The sequence below is a fragment of the Sphingopyxis witflariensis genome, from assembly GCF_002205635.1.
In the GTDB taxonomy this organism is placed as follows: domain Bacteria; phylum Pseudomonadota; class Alphaproteobacteria; order Sphingomonadales; family Sphingomonadaceae; genus Sphingopyxis; species Sphingopyxis witflariensis.
Genome location: NZ_NISJ01000003.1, coordinates 217,104 through 235,547 on the forward strand (window position 1 = coordinate 217,104; position 18,444 = coordinate 235,547).

General features: G+C 63.2%; 12 protein-coding genes. 6 read left to right on the forward strand and 6 right to left on the reverse strand.

Annotated features, from left to right (window positions below; translation table 11 throughout):
* Positions 1-105: 105 nt before the first annotated feature.
* Complete coding sequence (locus tag CDQ91_RS07570) at positions 106-1,347, reverse strand: FAD-dependent monooxygenase (RefSeq protein ID WP_088472120.1); 1,242 nt, start codon at positions 1,345-1,347, stop codon at positions 106-108.
* 138 nt (positions 1,348-1,485) lie between these two features.
* Between CDQ91_RS07570 and CDQ91_RS07575 the strand changes: the two genes are divergently transcribed.
* The 4 genes from CDQ91_RS07575 (at position 1,486) to ribA (ending at position 6,790) form a co-directional block, all read left to right on the forward strand.
* Positions 1,486-3,804, forward strand: coding sequence for an FtsK/SpoIIIE family DNA translocase (locus tag CDQ91_RS07575; protein WP_088472121.1), 2,319 nt, complete (start codon positions 1,486-1,488; stop codon positions 3,802-3,804).
* A 118-nt stretch (positions 3,805-3,922) separates the two neighbouring features.
* Positions 3,923-4,582 carry a LolA family protein gene (locus CDQ91_RS07580; RefSeq protein ID WP_174688481.1) on the forward strand — a complete coding sequence of 220 codons (660 nt, stop codon included), beginning with the start codon at positions 3,923-3,925 and terminating at the stop codon, positions 4,580-4,582.
* A 364-nt stretch (positions 4,583-4,946) separates the two neighbouring features.
* Complete coding sequence (locus CDQ91_RS07585; protein ID WP_088472122.1) at positions 4,947-5,738, forward strand: exodeoxyribonuclease III; 792 nt, start codon at positions 4,947-4,949, stop codon at positions 5,736-5,738.
* Positions 5,735-6,790 carry a GTP cyclohydrolase II gene (ribA, locus tag CDQ91_RS07590; protein ID WP_088472123.1) on the forward strand — a complete coding sequence of 352 codons (1,056 nt, stop codon included), beginning with the start codon at positions 5,735-5,737 and terminating at the stop codon, positions 6,788-6,790. The genes CDQ91_RS07585 and ribA overlap by 4 nt, the downstream gene beginning before the upstream one ends.
* An 84-nt stretch (positions 6,791-6,874) precedes the next feature.
* On the opposite strand, the gene CDQ91_RS07595 is transcribed toward ribA, so the two are convergent.
* From CDQ91_RS07595 to CDQ91_RS07605, 3 genes are read right to left on the reverse strand one after another with little or no spacing between them, the layout of a single operon-like run.
* On the reverse strand, positions 6,875-7,681 hold the full coding sequence (locus CDQ91_RS07595) for a LytR/AlgR family response regulator transcription factor (RefSeq protein WP_088472124.1): 807 nt from the start codon (positions 7,679-7,681) through the stop codon (positions 6,875-6,877).
* Positions 7,678-8,805: a sensor histidine kinase gene (locus CDQ91_RS07600; RefSeq protein ID WP_088472309.1), complete on the reverse strand. Its 1,128-nt coding sequence runs from the start codon at positions 8,803-8,805 to the stop codon at positions 7,678-7,680. The genes CDQ91_RS07595 and CDQ91_RS07600 overlap by 4 nt, the downstream gene beginning before the upstream one ends.
* 46 nt (positions 8,806-8,851) lie before the next feature.
* Complete coding sequence (locus CDQ91_RS07605; RefSeq protein ID WP_088472125.1) at positions 8,852-9,367, reverse strand: winged helix-turn-helix transcriptional regulator; 516 nt, start codon at positions 9,365-9,367, stop codon at positions 8,852-8,854.
* 126 nt (positions 9,368-9,493) lie between these two features.
* Between CDQ91_RS07605 and CDQ91_RS07610 the strand changes: the two genes are divergently transcribed.
* Positions 9,494-9,823 carry a CC_3452 family protein gene (locus CDQ91_RS07610; RefSeq protein ID WP_088472126.1) on the forward strand — a complete coding sequence of 110 codons (330 nt, stop codon included), beginning with the start codon at positions 9,494-9,496 and terminating at the stop codon, positions 9,821-9,823.
* A 176-nt stretch (positions 9,824-9,999) separates the two neighbouring features.
* A complete protein-coding gene (locus CDQ91_RS07615; RefSeq protein ID WP_088472127.1) occupies positions 10,000-12,093 on the forward strand; it encodes a RelA/SpoT family protein in 2,094 nt (697 codons plus the stop codon).
* A gap of 87 nt (positions 12,094-12,180) precedes the next feature.
* On the opposite strand, the gene CDQ91_RS07620 is transcribed toward CDQ91_RS07615, so the two are convergent.
* Positions 12,181-16,518 carry a hypothetical protein gene (locus tag CDQ91_RS07620; RefSeq protein WP_088472310.1) on the reverse strand — a complete coding sequence of 1,446 codons (4,338 nt, stop codon included), beginning with the start codon at positions 16,516-16,518 and terminating at the stop codon, positions 12,181-12,183.
* A gap of 6 nt (positions 16,519-16,524) precedes the next feature.
* Positions 16,525-18,441, reverse strand: a complete 1,917-nt coding sequence (locus CDQ91_RS07625; RefSeq protein WP_088472128.1) for a hypothetical protein — start codon at positions 18,439-18,441, stop codon at positions 16,525-16,527.
* Positions 18,442-18,444 lie beyond the last annotated feature (3 nt).

Consider the following 18,444-nt stretch of genomic DNA (forward strand, 5'->3'; position numbering starts at 1 on the left):
GAAAACGATCAGTATCTGCGCCGTTCGTGTCGAGCGAAGTCGAGACACCCATCGGCGTTGCGCAAGGTCGAAGGGCATCTCGACTTCGCGCGATACGAACGGAACCTAAATCTCCGTCCCGGCCAGCAGGCGCGGCAGGTCGCCGGCTTCGCCGCGCGCTTCATCCATGAAGAAGCGCTTGAGCATCGGAAGCCGCTGGACCGCACCCAGCCCCGCGCGCCGGACTGCCGACGCGGTGCGCCCCGGAATACCAAAAAGGCGGGTCAGGCCATCGGTCGCGAGGCTGACCATCATATTGTCGAGCCCGCGCCAGCGCTGATAGCGCGCGAGCAACGCCGCATCGCCGAGGTCGAGACCCAGCCGCGCACCTTCGACGAGCACTTCGGCGAGCGCGGCGACGTCGCGGAGGCCGAGATTGAGCCCCTGCCCCGCAATCGGATGGATACCGTGCGCGGCATCGCCAACGAGCACAGTCCGTTCAGCGACGATCGACGCGCTGTGATGGAAGCCGAGCGGATAGGTCATGCGCGGAGCAACCAACTCCATCGTGCCAAGCGTATCGCCCGCGCGCTTTTGCAATTCGGCGACGAAACCGCGATCGCCCAGCTTGGCGAAACCCGGACCGTCCTTTTCATCGACCGTCCAGACAAAGGCCGAACGGTGCCGCCCCTGAAGATCATCGACGAGCGGCAATAGCGCGAAGGGGCCGGAGGCGAAGAAGATTTCGTGCGCGACATTGCCGTGCGGCCGTTCGTGCGCGACCGCACCGATCATCGCATGATGGTGATAGGACCAGCTGGCGATACTGAACCCCGCCGCGTCGCGCGTCGGCGAGCGCCGCCCTTCGGCGATGATCAGCAAGGGCGCCGCGAGCTTTGTGCCGTCGTCGAGGGTCAGCGTGACGCCATGGGCGTTGACCTCGCGCGCGGTGACCGCCGCAGGCATAAGCAGCCGCACCAGCGGCGCTTCGGCGAGCCCGGCAGCGAGCGCGAGGCGGAGCTGGCGATTCTCGATCATCGTGCCGAGTGGCGCGTCGCCCTCCCGCGTGACGAAATCCAGTTCGCCGCCGCGGCCCTGCCCCGGAACGCCGTCACCCACCTTGATCGCGCGGATCGGGCAGCCATGGCCCGCAAGGCGACCAGCTATCCCCAGCACCTCGAACATCTGCCACGTCGCACTCGCAATGGCAGAAGCGCGGCCGTCAAAGCCCGGCGCGATCGTCGTCACCGGATCGGCAGGATCGACGATTTGTGACGACAGGCCGTGGTGAGCCAAAGCGAGGGCAAGCGCCTGGCCGACGAGCCCGCCGCCCGAGATCAGGACATCGCTGCGCAGCGTTTCATTCATGCGGCCTGCCCTAGCTTGCCAAGCGGCGCTTGAAAAGCGGTCAGGCGCGCGTGCGGCACCGCTCGATGGGCCGCGCTTGACGCCGACTCCGCCCCATGTGCATACCGCCATGATACATCGACAGGGACCGTTCAGAGCATGGCAAGCCGCAAGGCCATTACCGCAAAGGCCGATTGGCGCAGTGTTTTCCGCCAGAGCATCGCGCGATCGCTGGTGATCGCGGCGGCGGTGGCGCTTGGCGCTTTCACCCTGTTCCTTGCACTCGCGCTTTTGACCTATGACGGCACCGATGCCGCAATTCATACTGCGGCCGGAGGCAATCCCGCGAACTGGATGGGCACCGCAGGGGCGTGGTTCGCCGACCTGCTGCTGTTCGTCGGCGGCGGCGCGATCGTCTTGCTTCTGCCCTTGCTCGGCATTCTCGCGTGGCGCCTGTGGGCCGCAGCGCCGCAACCCTATTGGAAGCGCCAGCTCGCCCTTGCCTTTATCGCTATCCTGCTCGTCGGCCTCGGCGCGCAGCTGTGGGCGCCCGACAGCAATGCGCCGCTGCCCGCGGGCTGGGGCGGGATCATAGCGCTGATCGTCGGCGGAGCGATCACCCCCTGGTTCGAACTGGCGGGCGACCCCGCCGCGGCGCTGGTCCGTTTCGCCGCGATCCTCCTGCTCTTCGGCGTGGGCCTGTGGCTCGGCTATCGCGCGCTACGGCTCGAAAAAGGCTGGGCGTCGCGCTTCAAGCTGCCCGCAGTCCAGGGCAGCCGCATCGTCGAGCCCGTCAGGCCGGTCGAATCAGAATCGGGACCCAAGACCTCTACTTTGGTGGAGCGCGTCGTCACCCCGCGCCCGCGCGCCGAACCAACCGACCGCGCGCCGCCCGAGATCGCCGACCCCGCCGAGCGCACTGCACCGTCAAAACCCAAGGCGAAGCCGCAGACCGAGCTGTTCACCAATTACCAGCTACCGTCGATCGACCTCTTGTCGCCGCCACCGCCGGGGCCAACCGGGCAAATCGACAAGGCGGGCCTCGAACGCAACGCGCGCCTGCTCGAATCGGTGCTGGAAGATTTCCAGGTCAAGGGTGTCGTCACCGCGGTTCGTCCCGGCCCGGTCGTCACCATGTACGAACTCGAACCCGCGCCGGGCACCAAGGCGAGCCGCGTATCGAACCTTGCCGACGATATCGCGCGCAACATGTCGGCGCTATCGGCGCGAATCGCCCCGATACCGGGGCGCACGGTGATCGGCATCGAGTTGCCAAACGCAAATCGCGAGTCGGTGGTGCTGCACGAAATCATTGGCAGCGCGCTGTTCCAGGACCAGACCGGCGCGCTACCGATCATCCTCGGCAAGAATATCAGCGGCGACCCGATGATCGCCGACCTCGCCCCCATGCCGCACCTGCTGATCGCGGGTACGACGGGCTCGGGTAAGTCGGTCGGTTTGAACGCGATGATCCTGTCACTTCTCTATCGGCTTGGCCCCGATCAGGTGAAAATGATCATGATCGATCCCAAGATGCTGGAACTCAGCGTCTATGACGATATTCCACACCTGCTCGCCCCCGTCGTCACCGAACCCAAAAAGGCGATCCGCGCGCTCAAATGGGCGGTCGAGCAGATGGAGGACCGCTACCGGATGATGTCGTCGCTGTCGGTGCGCAACCTCGCGAGCTACAACGATAAGGTCCGCGCCGCGCTTGCCAAGGGCAAGTCGCTCGGGCGGCGCGTCCAGACCGGTTATGATCCCGAGACCGGCCAGCCGATTTACGAGGAAGAGACGCTCGATTATGCGCCGCTGCCGCAGATCGTGGTGGTGGTCGATGAGCTCGCCGATTTGATGATGACCGCGGGCAAGGAGGTGGAATTCCTGATCCAGCGTCTGGCGCAAAAGGCGCGCGCGGCGGGCATCCACCTGATCCTCGCGACCCAGCGCCCGTCGGTCGACGTCATCACCGGCGTCATCAAGGCGAACCTGCCGACGCGCATCAGCTTCAACGTCACCTCGAAAATCGATAGCCGCACCATTTTGGGCGAGGCCGGCGCCGAACAGCTGCTCGGGAAGGGCGATATGCTTTATGTGCCCGGCGGCAAGCAGATCACGCGTATCCACGGCCCGTTCGTGTCGGACGACGAGGTCCGCGCGGTCGCCGACCATTGGAAGGGTCAGGGCCGCCCCGACTATATAGAGAGCGTCACGGAGGACCCCGAAGACGGCGGCTTTGCGATGGAGGGCGCTCCCGCAGGTGGCGACAGCGCCGAGGACCGCATGTATGCCAAGGCGTGCCAGATCGTCGTCGAAAGTCAGAAGGCCTCGACAAGCTGGCTCCAGCGGCAATTGCGCATCGGTTATAATAGCGCGGCGCGGTTGATCGAGCGGATGGAGGAGGAAGGACTGGTCAGCACGCCCAACCATGTCGGCCGCCGCGACGTTCTGACCGACCAATATGGCCAGCAACGCTGAGACCGCGCAGAACTCTGGCCGCCCTGGCGACTTGAATAGCGCCTAACCACCGGGTTCAGCGCGGGTTCAATGCCGCGATGCCAGGACCAGCCCCGCATTTTGCAGGAATGAGAGCCCAATGACCCTGACCTTCCCCCGCCTGACCCTGACCCGCCTCGCCGCGCTTGCGCTTGCCCCGGTGGCCGCCGCCGGCCTCGCGCTGGGCGTGCCGGCGATCGCGCAGTCCTCGAACACGCTGGCATCGGTACAGTCGCACCTCAAATTGACCAGTTCGATGACCGCCGATTTCGTTCAGACCGACCGCAACGGCCAGCGCCTGTCGGGCCAGTTGACCCTCAAGCGCCCCGGCAAGATCCGTTTCCAGTATCAAAAGGGCGTACCGCTGCTGATCGTCGGCGACGGCAGTTCGCTGACGATGATCGATTACGAGGTCAAGCAGGTGCAGCGCTGGCCGGTGAAAAACTCGCCGCTCGGCGCGTTGCTCGACCCCGACCGCGACCTGACCAAATATGCGAAAGTCTTGCCGACCGGCAGCAATGATGTGCTGAGCATCGAGGTCAGGGACCCCAAGCGCCCTGAATATGGCACGATCACCATGGTGTTCGTCCGCGATGGATCGGCGCCGGCAGGCCTCCGCCTGCGCGGCTGGGTCGCGCTCGATTCGCAGAACAACCGGACGCGGATCGACCTCACCAATCAGAAATTCAACGTGCCGGTTGCCGATTCGGCTTTCCGCTGGACCGACCCGCGACCGAACAAGCGCGGCCGCGTCGGCTGACAAAACCCTCAGCAAATATGCAAATCAAGCGGCGCCGCATCCTTCCCACGGATTCGGCGCCGCTTTTCCGTTCAACCGACATGCGCCATCGACGAACTGCAAAAACGGCGCCGGAACGTTCATTTTCGTTCAGCTTGGCGACAGGGAAGCGGCGGTATTTCTAAATTCGAAGACGCCAACACGGCACCCGGATTTGGGTTTCCCCCTGTTGCCCCACCCGGTTGCCCGGTGTCTTCTTTCAAGAGCGTGACGAACGCTGACCTTGAACCCCCGTTCCACCGCCCCTGGAACGGGGGTTTATGATTCCAGGCAGGCAGGCCGTATCCTCGTTGCGCCACGCCTCGCGCACCGATAGAGCCGCTGCATGACTCGCACCAGCATCGCTTCGTGGAACATCAACAGCGTCCGCGCCCGCATCGGCATCGTCGAAAAATTCCTCCGCGAAGACGCCCCCGACATCCTGTGCCTTCAGGAAACCAAGGTCGAATGCGGCCTGTTCCCCAAGGATATGTTCGAGAAGCTCGGCTATAAGCATATCATCACCAACGGCCAGCGGATGCACCATGGCGTCGCGATCGTCAGCAAGGTACCGCTGGCAGATGTGCGCAAATATGACTGGCAGGCGAATGGCGAGGCGCGCCATGTCGGAGTGACGTTGCCGTCAGGCGTGCGGCTCGACAATGTCTATATTCCCGCGGGCGGCGACATTCCCGATCGCGAACTCAATCCCAAATTCGGGCAGAAGCTCGATTTCCTTGGCCGCATGATCGAATGGTCGGGCGTGCTTGGCGAGCCGACGATCCTCACCGGCGACTTCAACATCGCCCCGCTCGAAAGCGACGTCTGGAGCCACAAGGCGCTGCGCGACGTCGTCAGCCACACTGCGGTCGAGATCGAAATCCTCGCCAAGCTTCAGGCCGCGTCGAGCTGGGTCGACCTTGGCCGCCATTTCATCGCAGCGCCGACCCCGCTCTATACCTGGTGGAGCTATCGCGCGAAGGATTGGGAGGCGTCGAACCGCGGCCGCCGGCTCGACCATATGTGGGCAACCCCCGACCTGCTGGAGCGCGCGAGCGCGCACCGCATCGTCCAGCCGGCGCGCAGCTGGGAACGCCCGTCGGACCATATCCCGCTGGTGACGGAGTTCGCCTTTTGAGCGACAGGGGCGCCCGTCAGGCCGCCCGCGCCATTGACGCGCTCCGGCGCGGCTGGCCGTTCCGTGTGACTAGCGCGGCCGGCGCCATCGACCTGCTGGCGATCGAAAGCGCGCGCGATGAGGCGCTGGTTGAATTCGCCAGCCACGATGTGCTGCTCTCTGGCGAACGCGCGGTAACACTCAAGCTAACCAACCAGCGCGCCGCCGCCGCGCCGGGTCCGGTCCGGTTGGCAGGTGCCGCCGATACGGTCGCCGCAGCGCTCGCGATTGCCGATCCAGCGCTGGATCTTGCCAACCCACTGAAAGGCCCGTTTCGTACGGTTGCAACCGGCGGTGAAGATGCCGCCGTCGCCGCCATGACGATGGCGCGCCACGCCGGACTGCTCCCCGCCTTTTTCGTGCGCGAAGCGAGTGGCGACGCCGAAACCATGTGCACCATCGACGATGTCGCGGCGCTGCTCGACCCGACGCGGCTGGAAGTGGCGGCGCGCGCGCGCCTTCCCGTCGAAGCCAGCGAGAGCGCCGAAATCATCGCCTTTCGTTCACCCGAGGAGGCGTCGGATCATGTCGCGCTGGTGATCGGCAAGCGCGATGGCAAGCCGCCCGTGGTACGGCTCCACAGCGAGTGCCTGACCGGCGACGTGCTCGGCAGTTTGAAATGCGATTGCGGGCCGCAGCTCCACGCCGCGCTTCACGCGATGGCCGACGCCCCGTGGGGCGTGCTTCTGTACTTGAGGCAAGAAGGCCGCGGCATCGGGCTGGTCAACAAGCTGCGCGCCTATGCGCTGCAGGATCAGGGCTATGATACGGTCGACGCCAATTTGCGGCTGGGCTTTCCAGTCGAGGCCCGCGATTTCGCGATCGCCGGGCGGATGCTCGAACTGCTCAACATCCCTCGCATCCGGTTGATGACGAACAATCCCCAAAAAGTCGCACGGCTGGAGAAGGAAGGCGTCGAGGTACTCGAGCGGTTGCCGCTCGCGCTGCCGACCAACAAATATAATGAGCAATATCTCGCGACGAAGCGCGATCGGACAGGACACCAGCTCTGATACCCGTCATTCCAGCGAAAGCTGGGATCGTTAGCGGCCTGTCGGAACGATAGCGGCCCCAGCTTTCGCTGGGGCGACGCCATCTTAATGCACGAACCTCGCCACCACATCGCGGTAGCTGCGGCTGACCTTCACCTGCGCGCCGGACCCCAGCACGAGGAAGCACTCGCCGTTGGTGTGCGGCTTCACCTGCTTGACCTGCGACAGATTCACGATCGTCGAGCGATGGACGCGCTGGAAATTGCGCGGGTCGAGGCGCTTTTCCAGATCCTTCATCGTCTCGCGCAGGATCAGGCTGTTGTCGGCGGTATAGATGCACATATAGTCGCCCGCGGCGTCGATACGTTCGATGCTGTCGACATCGACGCGGAAAATCTGGCCGCGATCCTTGATGTTGATCATCTTTTCATAGCGATCGGCGGCGTGCGCGTCGGGTTGAACCTCTGCGTCATAATCGTCAGCGGCTTCGGGGGCGACTTCGGCGAGCACAGTCTTCAGTCGTTCGACTTCGGCCGCACCGCGCTTTTCGGCGAGCCGCTGGCGGACGCGATCGAGCGCGTCGGCGAGCCGTTCGGGCTCGACCGGCTTGACCAGATAATCGACCGCCTGCGCTTCGAAAGCGCGGATCGCGTGATCCGAATATGCGGTGACGAAGACGACGAGCGGCGGCTCGACCTCCATCAGCCCCTGAATCACCGAAAAGCCGTCGAATCCCGGCATCTGAATGTCGAGGAAAACAAGGTCGGGTTTGTGGGTTTTAATCTTACGGATGGCCTCGCGGCCATTCAGCGCGGTGTCGACAATCTCGACATCGCTATGCGCTTCGAGCCGCAGTTGCAGGCCCTGTGTCGCCAATTTTTCGTCATCCACCAGGATGGTTCTGATTGTCATGTGGCTTCGGTTCCAATTCTTGCTTGCCCACCCTCGGGTTGAAACGGAAATTCGACAATCACTGTGAATCCGCCATCAGCGCCCGATTGCGTTTCGAACCTCTGCTGGTCGCCAAAAGCCTGCGCCAGCCGGTCCCTGATATTGGCTAAACCCACACCGGTCGATTCCGTTGCAAGCCCCGTGGTGGGGTCGGCACGATCGGCTGGCAATCCCGAGCCGGTGTCGGACACGGTAATCCGAACATTTTGACCGGCAAGCTGTGCGGAAATGGTGATATCGGCGCCGTCTTCCTGCGGCGTTACCGCATATTTAATCGCATTTTCGATCAAAGGCTGGAGCAAGAGCGAGGGCAAGCGCGCGCGCGCGACCGCCGGATCGATGATGAAATGCGGGCGCAAACGCTCCTCGAAACGCATTTTTTCGATGTCGAGATAAAGTTTCAGCGTCTCGATTTCCTGCGCCAGCGTCACCTGCGCGGTCGGCTCGTTTGCGAGCGTATAGCGCAGGAAAGCCGACAGGCGCGACAGCATCGCATTCGCGGGTTCGGTCTGCTTCAGCAGCACGAGCGTCGAAATACTGTTGAGCGTGTTGAACAGGAAATGCGGGTTGAGCTGATAGCGCAGCATCGCGAGCTGCGCCGACGCCGCCTGCGCCTCGAGCCGGAGGACGCGGTCATTCTGTTCCTCAAGTTGAAGGAAATAGTTGATCGCGAAATAGAGCGCCGACCAGGCCCCGAGCGAGGTCGCGTCGATATAGATGGCGCCAAGCAGCAGGCTGGTGAATCCGGCTTCGCTCGCCGGATTCTGAATTTGCGCGACCCAGGCATCGATGAACGCCCAAAGCGCGGTCGCGAGACCCGCGAGCCCGAGACTGACGCTCCACATCAGGATCGGGCGGCGGTTGATCAGCGCGCGGTAACAGACCGACAGGATGAGCGTCAGCGAAAAGCCCGTGATCGCCGAAATCACCTGCGGAATCAGGAAGGTGAAGGACTGGCCATTTGCGAGCCCCGACACCCCGCGCAGGCCGAGCCAGGCGAGCCAGCCGAGGATCTGCAGGTTCCAGAAGGCGCGTATCTTGTCGCTGAAAAACGGTCCGGGCGAAGATAATCCGAATAGCGGCATGGAGGCGCGATGGGTTCCGGGGGTCAGCGACAGAAGAGGCGGCCGATCATTCGGCCGCGACAGGCGCCGCTTCGGCGCGCACACGCGCCTGCCCCAGCGGCTGGAGCTCGGCGCGATGCTTCCACACCAGTTCCCCATAGCTCAACGCACGTCCGTCGTGCGCGGTGATCGTTACCGGGCCAATCGGCTGTTCATCATGGACATCGACCAGCACCGGGGTCGATGGAACGCCGGCGCCCCATTTTTCGCCCCATTGGCGCAGCGCAATCATCGCAGGGAGCAGCTCGACACCCTTTTCGGTCAGCTGATATTGCACCTTGCGCCGATCCTCGGCCATCACCTCACGCGCCATGATGCCATGGTCGACGAGGCGCGACAGGCGGTTCGACAAGATGTTGCGCGCGATGTTGAGTTCCTGCTGGAACTCCTCGAAATGATGGACGCCGTTGAAGGCCGCGCGAAGGATCATGAACGACCATCGCTCGCCCATCGCTTCGAGCGCGAGCGGGAGGGCACAGTGGCCCGAATGGAGGTCGCTCAGCGGTTCGCGTAATTTTCCCATTGGCCAAGCCCTAACGTAAAATCCAGATGCGCGCCAAAAAAATATAGAGCCTCCGTTGCTTTTCGCAACTCATGGAAGTAAATTTCATTTCGCAACCTTTTGGCTGCGCAAAAACAGGAAAATGTCATGGTCAAACTCACGCTTTCTCCCCTCACTCCGCTATTCTCCCTGGCTGGGGCGGCGCTGATCGGTGCGCTGGCGGTTTCGCCGGCAACCGCGGCCGGCGGCGCCTATTACAGCGCCGAGCTGGCCCAGCCGGCGTCCACCGGCCGTTTCGTCGCGCGCGACGTCGTGTGGCTTTGCGAAGGCGCCAGCTGTTCGGCCGCTCGCGGCACCAGCCGGCCCGCGATCATGTGCGCGGCGCTGGTCAAGAAATCCGGCCCGGTGACCGGCTTCATCGCGAACGGCAAGGCGTTGGATGCCGACGAACTGGCCCGCTGCAACGGCAAAGGCTGACCCCCTCGAAAGTACCGCGCCACCGTCCTCGCAGATGGCGCGGCACTTTCTCCATCGGTCGCGAAACCACGCGACCGATGCTTTCAAGCGACTTTATCAAAGTTGCGGAGGACGCTGGGAAGCGCGCAAGCAAATTTCGCATTGCATTTGGGCCAACATGAACGACATTGGCGGGGATGCTGCGCCAATATGAACTTGTCGAGCGCGTGCGCGCTTATGATCCCGACGTCGATGAGGCGCTGCTGAACCGCGCCTATGTCTTCACCGTGCAGAAGCATGGCAGCCAGAAACGCGCCTCGGGCGACCCCTATTTCAGCCATCCGGTCGAAGTCGCGGGGATTTTGACCGACCTTCATCTCGACGTCGAAACGATCGTGACCGCGCTGCTCCACGACACGCTCGAAGACACGCTGACCACCCCCGAAGAGATTGAACGCCTGTTCGGCGCCGATGTCGGCCGACTCGTCGACGGGGTAACCAAGCTCAGCAAGATCGAGGCGCAGACCGAAAATGAGCGCGCCGCCGAAAATCTGCGCAAATTCCTGCTCGCCATGTCGGACGATATTCGCGTGCTGCTGGTCAAGCTTGCCGACCGGCTGCACAATATGCGCACGCTCCATTTCATCCAGAGCCCCGAAAAGCGTCGCCGCATCGCCAAGGAGACGATGGATATCTATGCCCCGCTCGCCGAGCGGATCGGCATGTATGAGTATATGCGCGAGATGCAGCTGCTCGCCTTTCGCGAGCTGGAGCCCGAGGCTTATGCGACGATAACCGGTCGGCTGTCCAAGCTCACCGCCGGCGGCAAGGACCAGGTCGCGAACATCAGCCGCGATTTCAAGGAGCTGCTCGCCAGGAACGGGATCGAGGCCGAGGTGTCGGGGCGCGAAAAGCATCCCTATTCGATCTGGCGCAAAATGCAGGAGCGCCATGTCAGCTTCGAGCAGGTCACCGACATCATCGCGTTCCGTATCGTTACCCCGACCGACGCCGACTGCTATGCCGCGCTCGGCCTGCTCCATCGCAAGTGGAAAATGGTCCCCGGCCGCTTCAAGGATTATATCTCGACCCCCAAGCGCAATGGCTACAAGTCGCTGCACACGACGATCATGCATCAACAGAATATGCGGATCGAAATCCAGATTCGCAGCATGGGGATGCACCAGCAGTCCGAATTCGGCTTCGCCGCGCATTGGGCGTATAAACAGGGCGGCGCCGCGCCCGATGGCCAGGCGGGATGGATCCGCGACCTGCTCGAAATCCTCGAACAGACGCACGACCCCGAAGAGTTTCTGGAGAACACGCGGATCGCGATGTATCAGGATCGCATCTTCGCCTTCACGCCAAAGGGCAGCCTGCACCAGCTGCCCAAGGGCGCGACCCCGATCGATTTCGCCTATGCCGTCCACACCGGGCTGGGCGACCGTACCGTCGGCGCCAAGGTCAACGGGCGGCTGGTGCCGCTGCGCACCCAGCTCGTCAACGGCGATACGGTCGAAATTTTGGTGTCGGACAAGCAGACCCCTCAGCCCGCATGGCTCGGCTTTGCGGTCACCGGCAAAGCACGCGCTGCTATCCGCCGCCATGTCCGGTCGAAGGAAAAGGTCGAACTCGCGGCGCTCGGTCGCAAAATGTACGACGAAATCATCGCGCGCCTGCCGAACAAGATCGGCGACAAGGCGCGCGCCGCAGCGCGCGAGCGGCTGAAGCTCGACGATGATACCGCGCTCTATGTCGCGATCGGCCGCCGCCAGCTCAGCGACAATGCCGTGCTCGAGGCACTCGTCCCCGGCATCACCGCCGAGATGAAGACCAAGCCCGGCAAGCTCAGCCAGGGCGCCGCGGTGTCGATCGCGGGGCTAACCCCCGGGGTCGCCTATCAGCTCGCCGATTGCTGCCACCCCGTGCCCGGCGACCGCATCGTCGGGCTGGCACGCGAGGGTGAAGGTATTGTCGTCCATGTCATCGACTGCCCCAGCCTCGCCGACGGCATCGACGCCGACTGGATCGACCTGCGTTGGCAGGAAGATAGCGAGGGCGGCAATGCGCGATTGTGCATCGTCATCCTGAACGAGCCGGGCACGCTCGCCGAAATGTCGGGCATCCTCGCCGCCAATTCGGCGAACATCACCAATTTGCGCCTGTCGAACCGTGAGGGCGGTTTCCACACCTATGACGTCGTCGTCGAAGTGCGCGACGTCCACCATGTGATGCGCATCCTGTCGGCGCTGCGCGCGTCGGACATGGTGGTGCAGGCCGAGCGGCTTTAGACACGATCGTCATTGCGAGCGCAGCGAAGCAATCCAGAGCGGTTTACGCCACTCTTGATTGCTTCGCTGCGCTCGCAATGACGAGCCTTAGTTCGCGTATTTGAGCGGCGGACGCCATCCGGCCTGATCGACCTCGTCGCGGACCTTATAGACCTGCCCGCGACTGTTGAGGAACAGCTTCTCCATCTCCGGCCGGGTGAAGGGGCGCGAGCCCAGACGTCCGAACACCGCCATCTGCCCGCCGGTCTCATCAACCGCGCGGTCGCGGTCGAGGCCCTTTGACAGCGCAAGCGCCGGTGACGGGGTTTTCGCCCAAGCGATCAGTTCGGGGGTGGGTTTCGGCGAGAAGCCATAGAGACCGGCATTGTTCGGACTGGTCAGCTGGATCACCTTGATGCCCGCGCGGCCGTCGGCGACATAGGCGAAGAGCGAGGCGTTGGTCGATGCAACGATCACATCCTCGGCATCCTGCAGCGCGCCGCCAAAGGTCAGCCCCGGCCACACCACCGGCGCTGCGGGCTTGGTGACGTCGACGAGGACAAGCCCGTCGGCTTTTGCCGCGATATACATGTACGTGCGCGCGAGATAGATTTTGCGCGCATTGGCGAGGCGTACACTGCCTTCGGGAACCGCCATCGGCTGCGCCATGTTCGTGACGTCGAACAGCTTCACCCCTTCGGCATCGGTGACCCACAGATAGCGGAATTGCACCGCGCTTGCGCGCGCGTCGGTCAGCGGCAGCTGCGCCGTCACCTTGGGGTCAAGCGGCGCCGAAAGGTCGACGACGACCAGTCCGGCATCGGTGGTGATATAGGCATAATCGCCCGCCAGCGTCACATGCCGCGCCCCGGCGAGGATATTGTCGGGGTTCCACGTCAACGCGCGGCTGAACTTGTTATTGCGGAATTCGGCGTCGGCGAGCGTGTCGATATCGACGAGCACCAGCCCTTCGACGCTGTCGGTGATGACGGCGTAGCGATAGAGCGGGTGGAACGCCTGTTCATGATTCTCGGGGAAATTCTTCCGAATGCTGTCGTTACGCGCGACGCTGATCGGCTGGGTCGTCGAAATCGCCATGCAGGTCGCATTTTTCGTCTTCACATGCGTGCTGTGGCCGAGCGGCGAGAAGGGCGCTCGGATGATCCGTTCGCTGAAGCCCTTGTTGCCGATCGAGGCGACGTCATAGACGCGGAAGCCGCCCTTGCCCTCCGCCACGAACATATATTCGCCGCGCTGTTGCAGGCAGTTCACGCGGCCGCTGGTGTCCTGAACGATGTTCGCGAACTCCTCGAGCGCATGCGTTTCGCCCGAACCCTTTTTGTCGAAGGTCTTGCCGCGCACCCAATTCTTCAGCTCGCGGCCGTTCTGGTTGACGTGCAGGTCGTAGAAATCGGGATAGGCATATTTCTGCAAATAGCTGCCGATCACCGCCTGCGGCTCGTCCCATTCGGTGACGCGGGTGGCCTGAAAGCCATCCTCCATCCCCGACCAGACGTTCAATCCGGTGAAATTGACGAAGTTGGTGCCGAGCAGCAACAGCTGCGACATGATCGCATTATTGTCGTCAGCCGCCGACAAATGGCAGTCGCTGCACTGTTTGGTTTCCTGTTTGCGTACCGTGTGCGGGAAGTGCGGCGCGAAGGCCTGGCTCGAGAAGCCCGCCGACGAAATCGGCGGTTGCTGGATATAGATGCGTTCGCGGTTGATGTTGGTCGATGACAATATCAGCGCCGAGGTCGATCGGACCGGGGTGATGATGCCGCGCACCGTCGGATTTCCATTTTCATCGGGGGGACCCGGTTCGCCGGGCTTCGTCAGCTGGTGCCGGCCGAGCTGGAACATCTCGTCGCGCGCCACCTGCGGGTTGTAGGTCGCGAAGTTGCGCGTTTCCTCACCCTCGAAATGGTGCGTCTTCGTCTTCCAGTTCGCCTCGATCGGCAGATGGCAACCGCCGCAACTCGTCGTCCACGAAAGGTGACAGGTGAAACAGGTCATCTTGTCTTCGCCGTGTGCGCGATCTTCCTTCGCGACGCCGGGCCCCCATGCGAACTGACCATCGTCGGAGCCCGACCGCGCCATCAGCTTGGCGCGCGCCGCCTTGGCGTTGAAATGCGGCCCCGGGGTCACCGCCTGTTTGACAAGGCTGACCTGCCATTCGAGCTTCGGATCGACGATCGAGCGCTGGATCAGCCCGATCACTTCAGCATTGTCGTCATATTGGAATTCGAAGCGCCGCCGCCCGTCGGGGTTGCGGAGCAGCGCCAAATTGGTGCCCTGCGGTCGCGCCGCGACGTTCGAGGTCAGCAGGTTCGGCAGCGCGTCGGCGGTGCCGTGGCAATCCTTGCAGCTGATCTCGACCGCATTCGCGACCTCGCCCTGAATATAGCCATTGCCGTGGCTGTCCTGCGCGAAGTGGCAATCGGCGCACTGCATTCCCTTTTCGGCGTGGATATCCATCATATGGACGGTCTTGCCGGGGTTGATGCCGGGGGGCACGAACTTGCCCTCGACCCCCGGCTTGCCCGGATCGGCGCTCAGCAGGCAGAGGTCGCGTTCCTTGGGATCGGTGTAGTGGCTGCAACTCTTGCGCCATTTCTCGGGATCCTTGGGATCGACGATATGCGCGGCATCGGTGCCATAGGTCGACATATTGCCGCCCGCGTCGAGCAGATTGCCGTTGCGGTCGCGCTTGAAGATGCCGCGGAAGTTCCAGCCATGGCCGTGATAATCGGCGAACTGGGTGTCCTGATTGCTGTCGTTGACGTCATAGACGTCGCGCAAAAATTCGACATCGGCCCACAGCCCGCGCGGCGCGGCGGCCTCGGGGTTGCGTTCGAGCACCTTGTGGACCTCGGCGGCGGTCGGATAGCGCTGCTGCTTATATTTCTTCTGATATTCCTCGTCGCTCATCCCCGGCGGACGCGGCGCGGTGTTGTTCGGGCCGGGCCACATTTGCGGCGCGTCCGATTCATAATCCCACATCGTGTAACCGAGATAGGAGTTCAGGAAGATATTCGGCTGGTGCATGTGGCAGGTCATGCACTGCGCGGTCGGGATCGCGCGGGTGAAGGTGTGGCTGATCGGATGCCCCGCCTCGCGGCGCGGTTGCTTGGGCTGCTGTTGCGGTCCGGCCGCGGCGGCGGCCGGATCGATCAGCGAGCCGTGACCGCCGCCACTGCCATGGCCGTCGTCGGGCGCCTTGTGCGACGCGCCGGCCTCTGCGGTGCCGTGCCCCTCATTGCCATGAGCGTCGCCCGCGGGTTTCCATTTCTTTTCGGCGATTGTCGGGTCGACCGTCGCGGTTTCGCCGTCGCGGCCGAACTTCGCATAGGTCAGACTGTGGCGCGGCTCGCGGTCGTTAGCATAGATGACATGACAGCCCGCGCAGCCCGAATGGCGGAAATCGCCGGGCTGATCGTTGGTGCCCATGAACCACATCAGCGGATCGTTGAGGCGCGTCTTGTGGATGTTGAGCACGGGGATCGCGACGCGCAACCCGGTGCCGGGGCCGCGGTTCGACTGTTTGAGGTCGGGGCGTCCCGGCTCCTCGAGCCGCTGGATGCTGCCCGTCGGGTTGGGCAGACCGATTTCGGGGAATTGGGTGTTGATGTTGCGCCCGCCGCGCTCGAAGACGCGAAACACGTCGCCGGGCGGGATCACGTTCCACTGCGGCAGCGGATACATGCGCGCGAGCGCGCCGCGTTTCTTTTCCTCATCGGTCAATATCTTGTCCGACGGGAAGCTTGGCTTGCACGCTTCCTTATATTCCTCGGCGGTCAGCCGCGACGAGGGCGACAGGATACACGCCGCGTCGCCGGTGCGCGTATAGGCCTCGCCGAACACATAATTTTTATAGGGGACGATGCCGTTATTATACGCCGCGCCGCCCCACAGCATTGCCGAGGTCGACATCAGCGATCGCTCGGTCGCCTCGATGACCTCCATATGGCACGCCCCGCACGCCTCGCGCGCGACGCGATAGTCGCTGGGGTTGATGAAGCGGATGAATTCGGGCGATTCCTTGTTGAGCAAGGTATAGCTGCGCTCAGGGTTCGCCGAACTGTCGTGCCAGGCGCCGGGCAAAGTCGGCTGCGGATGCGCAAGCTTCATCACCGCCTTGTTGGTCGGGTGCTGATAGCCAAGGCTGGGGGTACCGACCTGCGCCGCGTCGCCGCCGTGGCAGTCGGTGCAGCCGAGCCGCACCGCGGGGGTGGCGTGCATCGACGGCTGATCGGTGCGCGTGTGGCAGCTGTAGCAGCCTTCGGACTTCGCTTTCACATCGGCTTCGCTCTGCTCGCGCGGCGCGGGCGGGGTGAAGCGATATTCGATCTTGAGCGGTTTTTCCTCCTCCGCCGCGCGGCCGACGCTGGCGCCAAAGGCGACGGCCATCGTCATAAAGGCGAGCAAGGCGAAGAGTTTGCGCATCATATCCTAGAAACTCAAAATCATATTGGCGAGGATCGAGACATAGGCGTCCTCGCGGTTCTTGTTCTCGAACAGATCCTGAAATCCGTCGCCGGGCAGCAGCACCGCAGCGCTCAGGCGGCCGACGATATTCTGCGTCGCTTTGGGCCGCCAGATCGCCGCCGCCGACAGGTCGAAGCCGATGTCCTTGGGGATCGACCCTTCCATGCGCAGCGCCTGCAAGGTCGCGGTATTTTCGAACCAGAGATGGTTGAAATTGGTGCTGATTCGGAATTGCGGGGTCAGGTCGAAATCGGCGCCGGCGCCGAGGAAGATGGTGCCGGGATTGTTGAAATTCGACTGCCCCTCTTCCTTCGACGAGCGCAGTGAATTCAAAATGCCGTTGCGGCCGTTGATCGAAATAACGCGCCCACCGCCCGCGAAGGGGATCGTCTGACGAATCCAGTAGCTGGTGTCGGCGCCGCCGAAGATCGGATTTTCAAAGATTGCGTCGAAGCCGCCCTCGGTCTTGTTATACGGGTCCCCGTCGCCGGTCGCGTAAAGCCCCGACAGGCGGAAACGCATCCAGTCATAGTCGTAGCTGAGCTCGGCGGCGGCGAAGCCCGCGCGAATTTCGGCAGGCTTGCTGGTGAAGAAGCTGTTCCGGTCCTCACCCAGCGCGGCATAGAAGCTCGCGGTGACATTGATCCGTCCGATCCGCCCGTCGGCGCTGTAACCCAGATAGACGACATCATATTCGCGCCCGCGCAGATCGCCGATCAGTGCAGGGCGCACCGGGAAGCCATTATGGTCGATCTGAATGTCGTTCTTTTCGCGGTTCATATTATAGGTCGCGCTGATCTGGCTGGTCAGCCCGACGAACGGAAAATCCTGGCGATAGAGGTTCGCGGTCAGAACGAAATCGTCGCGCGGCGTCTGGGTAATGTCGTTGAGGCCGCTGTTGGTGTCCTTCTCCAGCCGCCAGAAAGCCGCGAGATTATATTGGAAGCGGTTGTTGTCGCGGTTGCCGAACAGGCGGATGCCAAGCTGGCTGTCGTTGAACAGAAAGCCGCGGAAATCGCTCTGGAACGGCTGGATTCCGAGACGGATCGAATAGAAATCATAGCGGTCGGACGTGTTGCCGAGATGCTTGTCGACGAACAATTCCTGCACGCCGAGGAAAGAGTCATAGCGATGGCTCGGCTGCGACGGGCGCACGTCGAGAACGCGCCGTTCGGGCACGTCGACATAATTGGCCTGATAGGCGAGGGTCAGTCTATATTCGACATCGGGCGGTTTGAACGCGGTCGATCCCTTGATCAGCGCGACGCCGGCGATAAATGTCTGGGCCAGCACAAAACTGCGGCTTTTCCCGAATACGTCGAGACTGCCCGGCCGTTCGGTGGTCTGGACACCATTCGGAATCGGGAAGGTGCGCGGTTCGAACACCGTATCGGACACCGCATTGGCGATGAAGAACCAGTCGTCGCCCTTGATCGGCAGCCATTTGACCTTTTCAGGGTCGATCGGCCGGTCGCCCTTCAGCGTGTTCTGATGATAGGGGTCGAACCAGCGTTCCTTGACCACCCCCAGCGTTTCGATCAGCCGCCAGCGGTCGGGAATGGGGAGCTGGTTCTCGATCCCCGGAAAGGCTTGCGGTGGCGGCGGACGGAGCGCGCCGACATTGTCCTGCGTCAACTGGTCCGGCAGGTCGGGGCTATAGCCGGGACGGCGGCGGCCTTCGATGATGTCGGTGATCAGGCCGTCGTCCACCATTTCCTTCCAGTCGACCGGCGGCGGCGGCGGGGTGAGGTCCTCCGGCGGCTGCGGCTCAGCGGCTTCGGCGGTAGCGGGCGGCTCAGACGGCGGCGCGACAACATCCGCGGGCGTGCCCTGCGCCGCGAGGCTCGCGATGATCGGCCAAAGACTGCCCCCCACCATCATCGC

Bases quoted from the DNA above. Each gene is read 5' to 3' on its own strand.
- CDQ91_RS07620 (WP_088472310.1), bottom strand. From the start codon at position 16,518: ATGCGCAAACTCTTCGCCTTGCTCGCCTTTATGACGATGGCCGTCGCC.
- CDQ91_RS07605 (WP_088472125.1), bottom strand. From the start codon at position 9,367: ATGGGAAAATTACGCGAACCGCTGAGCGACCTCCATTCGGGCCACTGT.
- CDQ91_RS07595 (WP_088472124.1), bottom strand. From the start codon at position 7,681: ATGACAATCAGAACCATCCTGGTGGATGACGAAAAATTGGCGACACAG.
- CDQ91_RS07615 (WP_088472127.1), top strand. From the start codon at position 10,000: ATGCTGCGCCAATATGAACTTGTCGAGCGCGTGCGCGCTTATGATCCC.
- CDQ91_RS07610 (WP_088472126.1), top strand. From the start codon at position 9,494: ATGGTCAAACTCACGCTTTCTCCCCTCACTCCGCTATTCTCCCTGGCT.
- CDQ91_RS07600 (WP_088472309.1), bottom strand. From the start codon at position 8,805: ATGCCGCTATTCGGATTATCTTCGCCCGGACCGTTTTTCAGCGACAAG.
- CDQ91_RS07625 (WP_088472128.1), bottom strand. From the start codon at position 18,441: ATGATGGTGGGGGGCAGTCTTTGGCCGATCATCGCGAGCCTCGCGGCG.
- CDQ91_RS07570 (WP_088472120.1), bottom strand. From the start codon at position 1,347: ATGAATGAAACGCTGCGCAGCGATGTCCTGATCTCGGGCGGCGGGCTC.
- CDQ91_RS07585 (WP_088472122.1), top strand. From the start codon at position 4,947: ATGACTCGCACCAGCATCGCTTCGTGGAACATCAACAGCGTCCGCGCC.
- CDQ91_RS07580 (WP_174688481.1), top strand. From the start codon at position 3,923: ATGACCCTGACCTTCCCCCGCCTGACCCTGACCCGCCTCGCCGCGCTT.
- CDQ91_RS07575 (WP_088472121.1), top strand. From the start codon at position 1,486: ATGGCAAGCCGCAAGGCCATTACCGCAAAGGCCGATTGGCGCAGTGTT.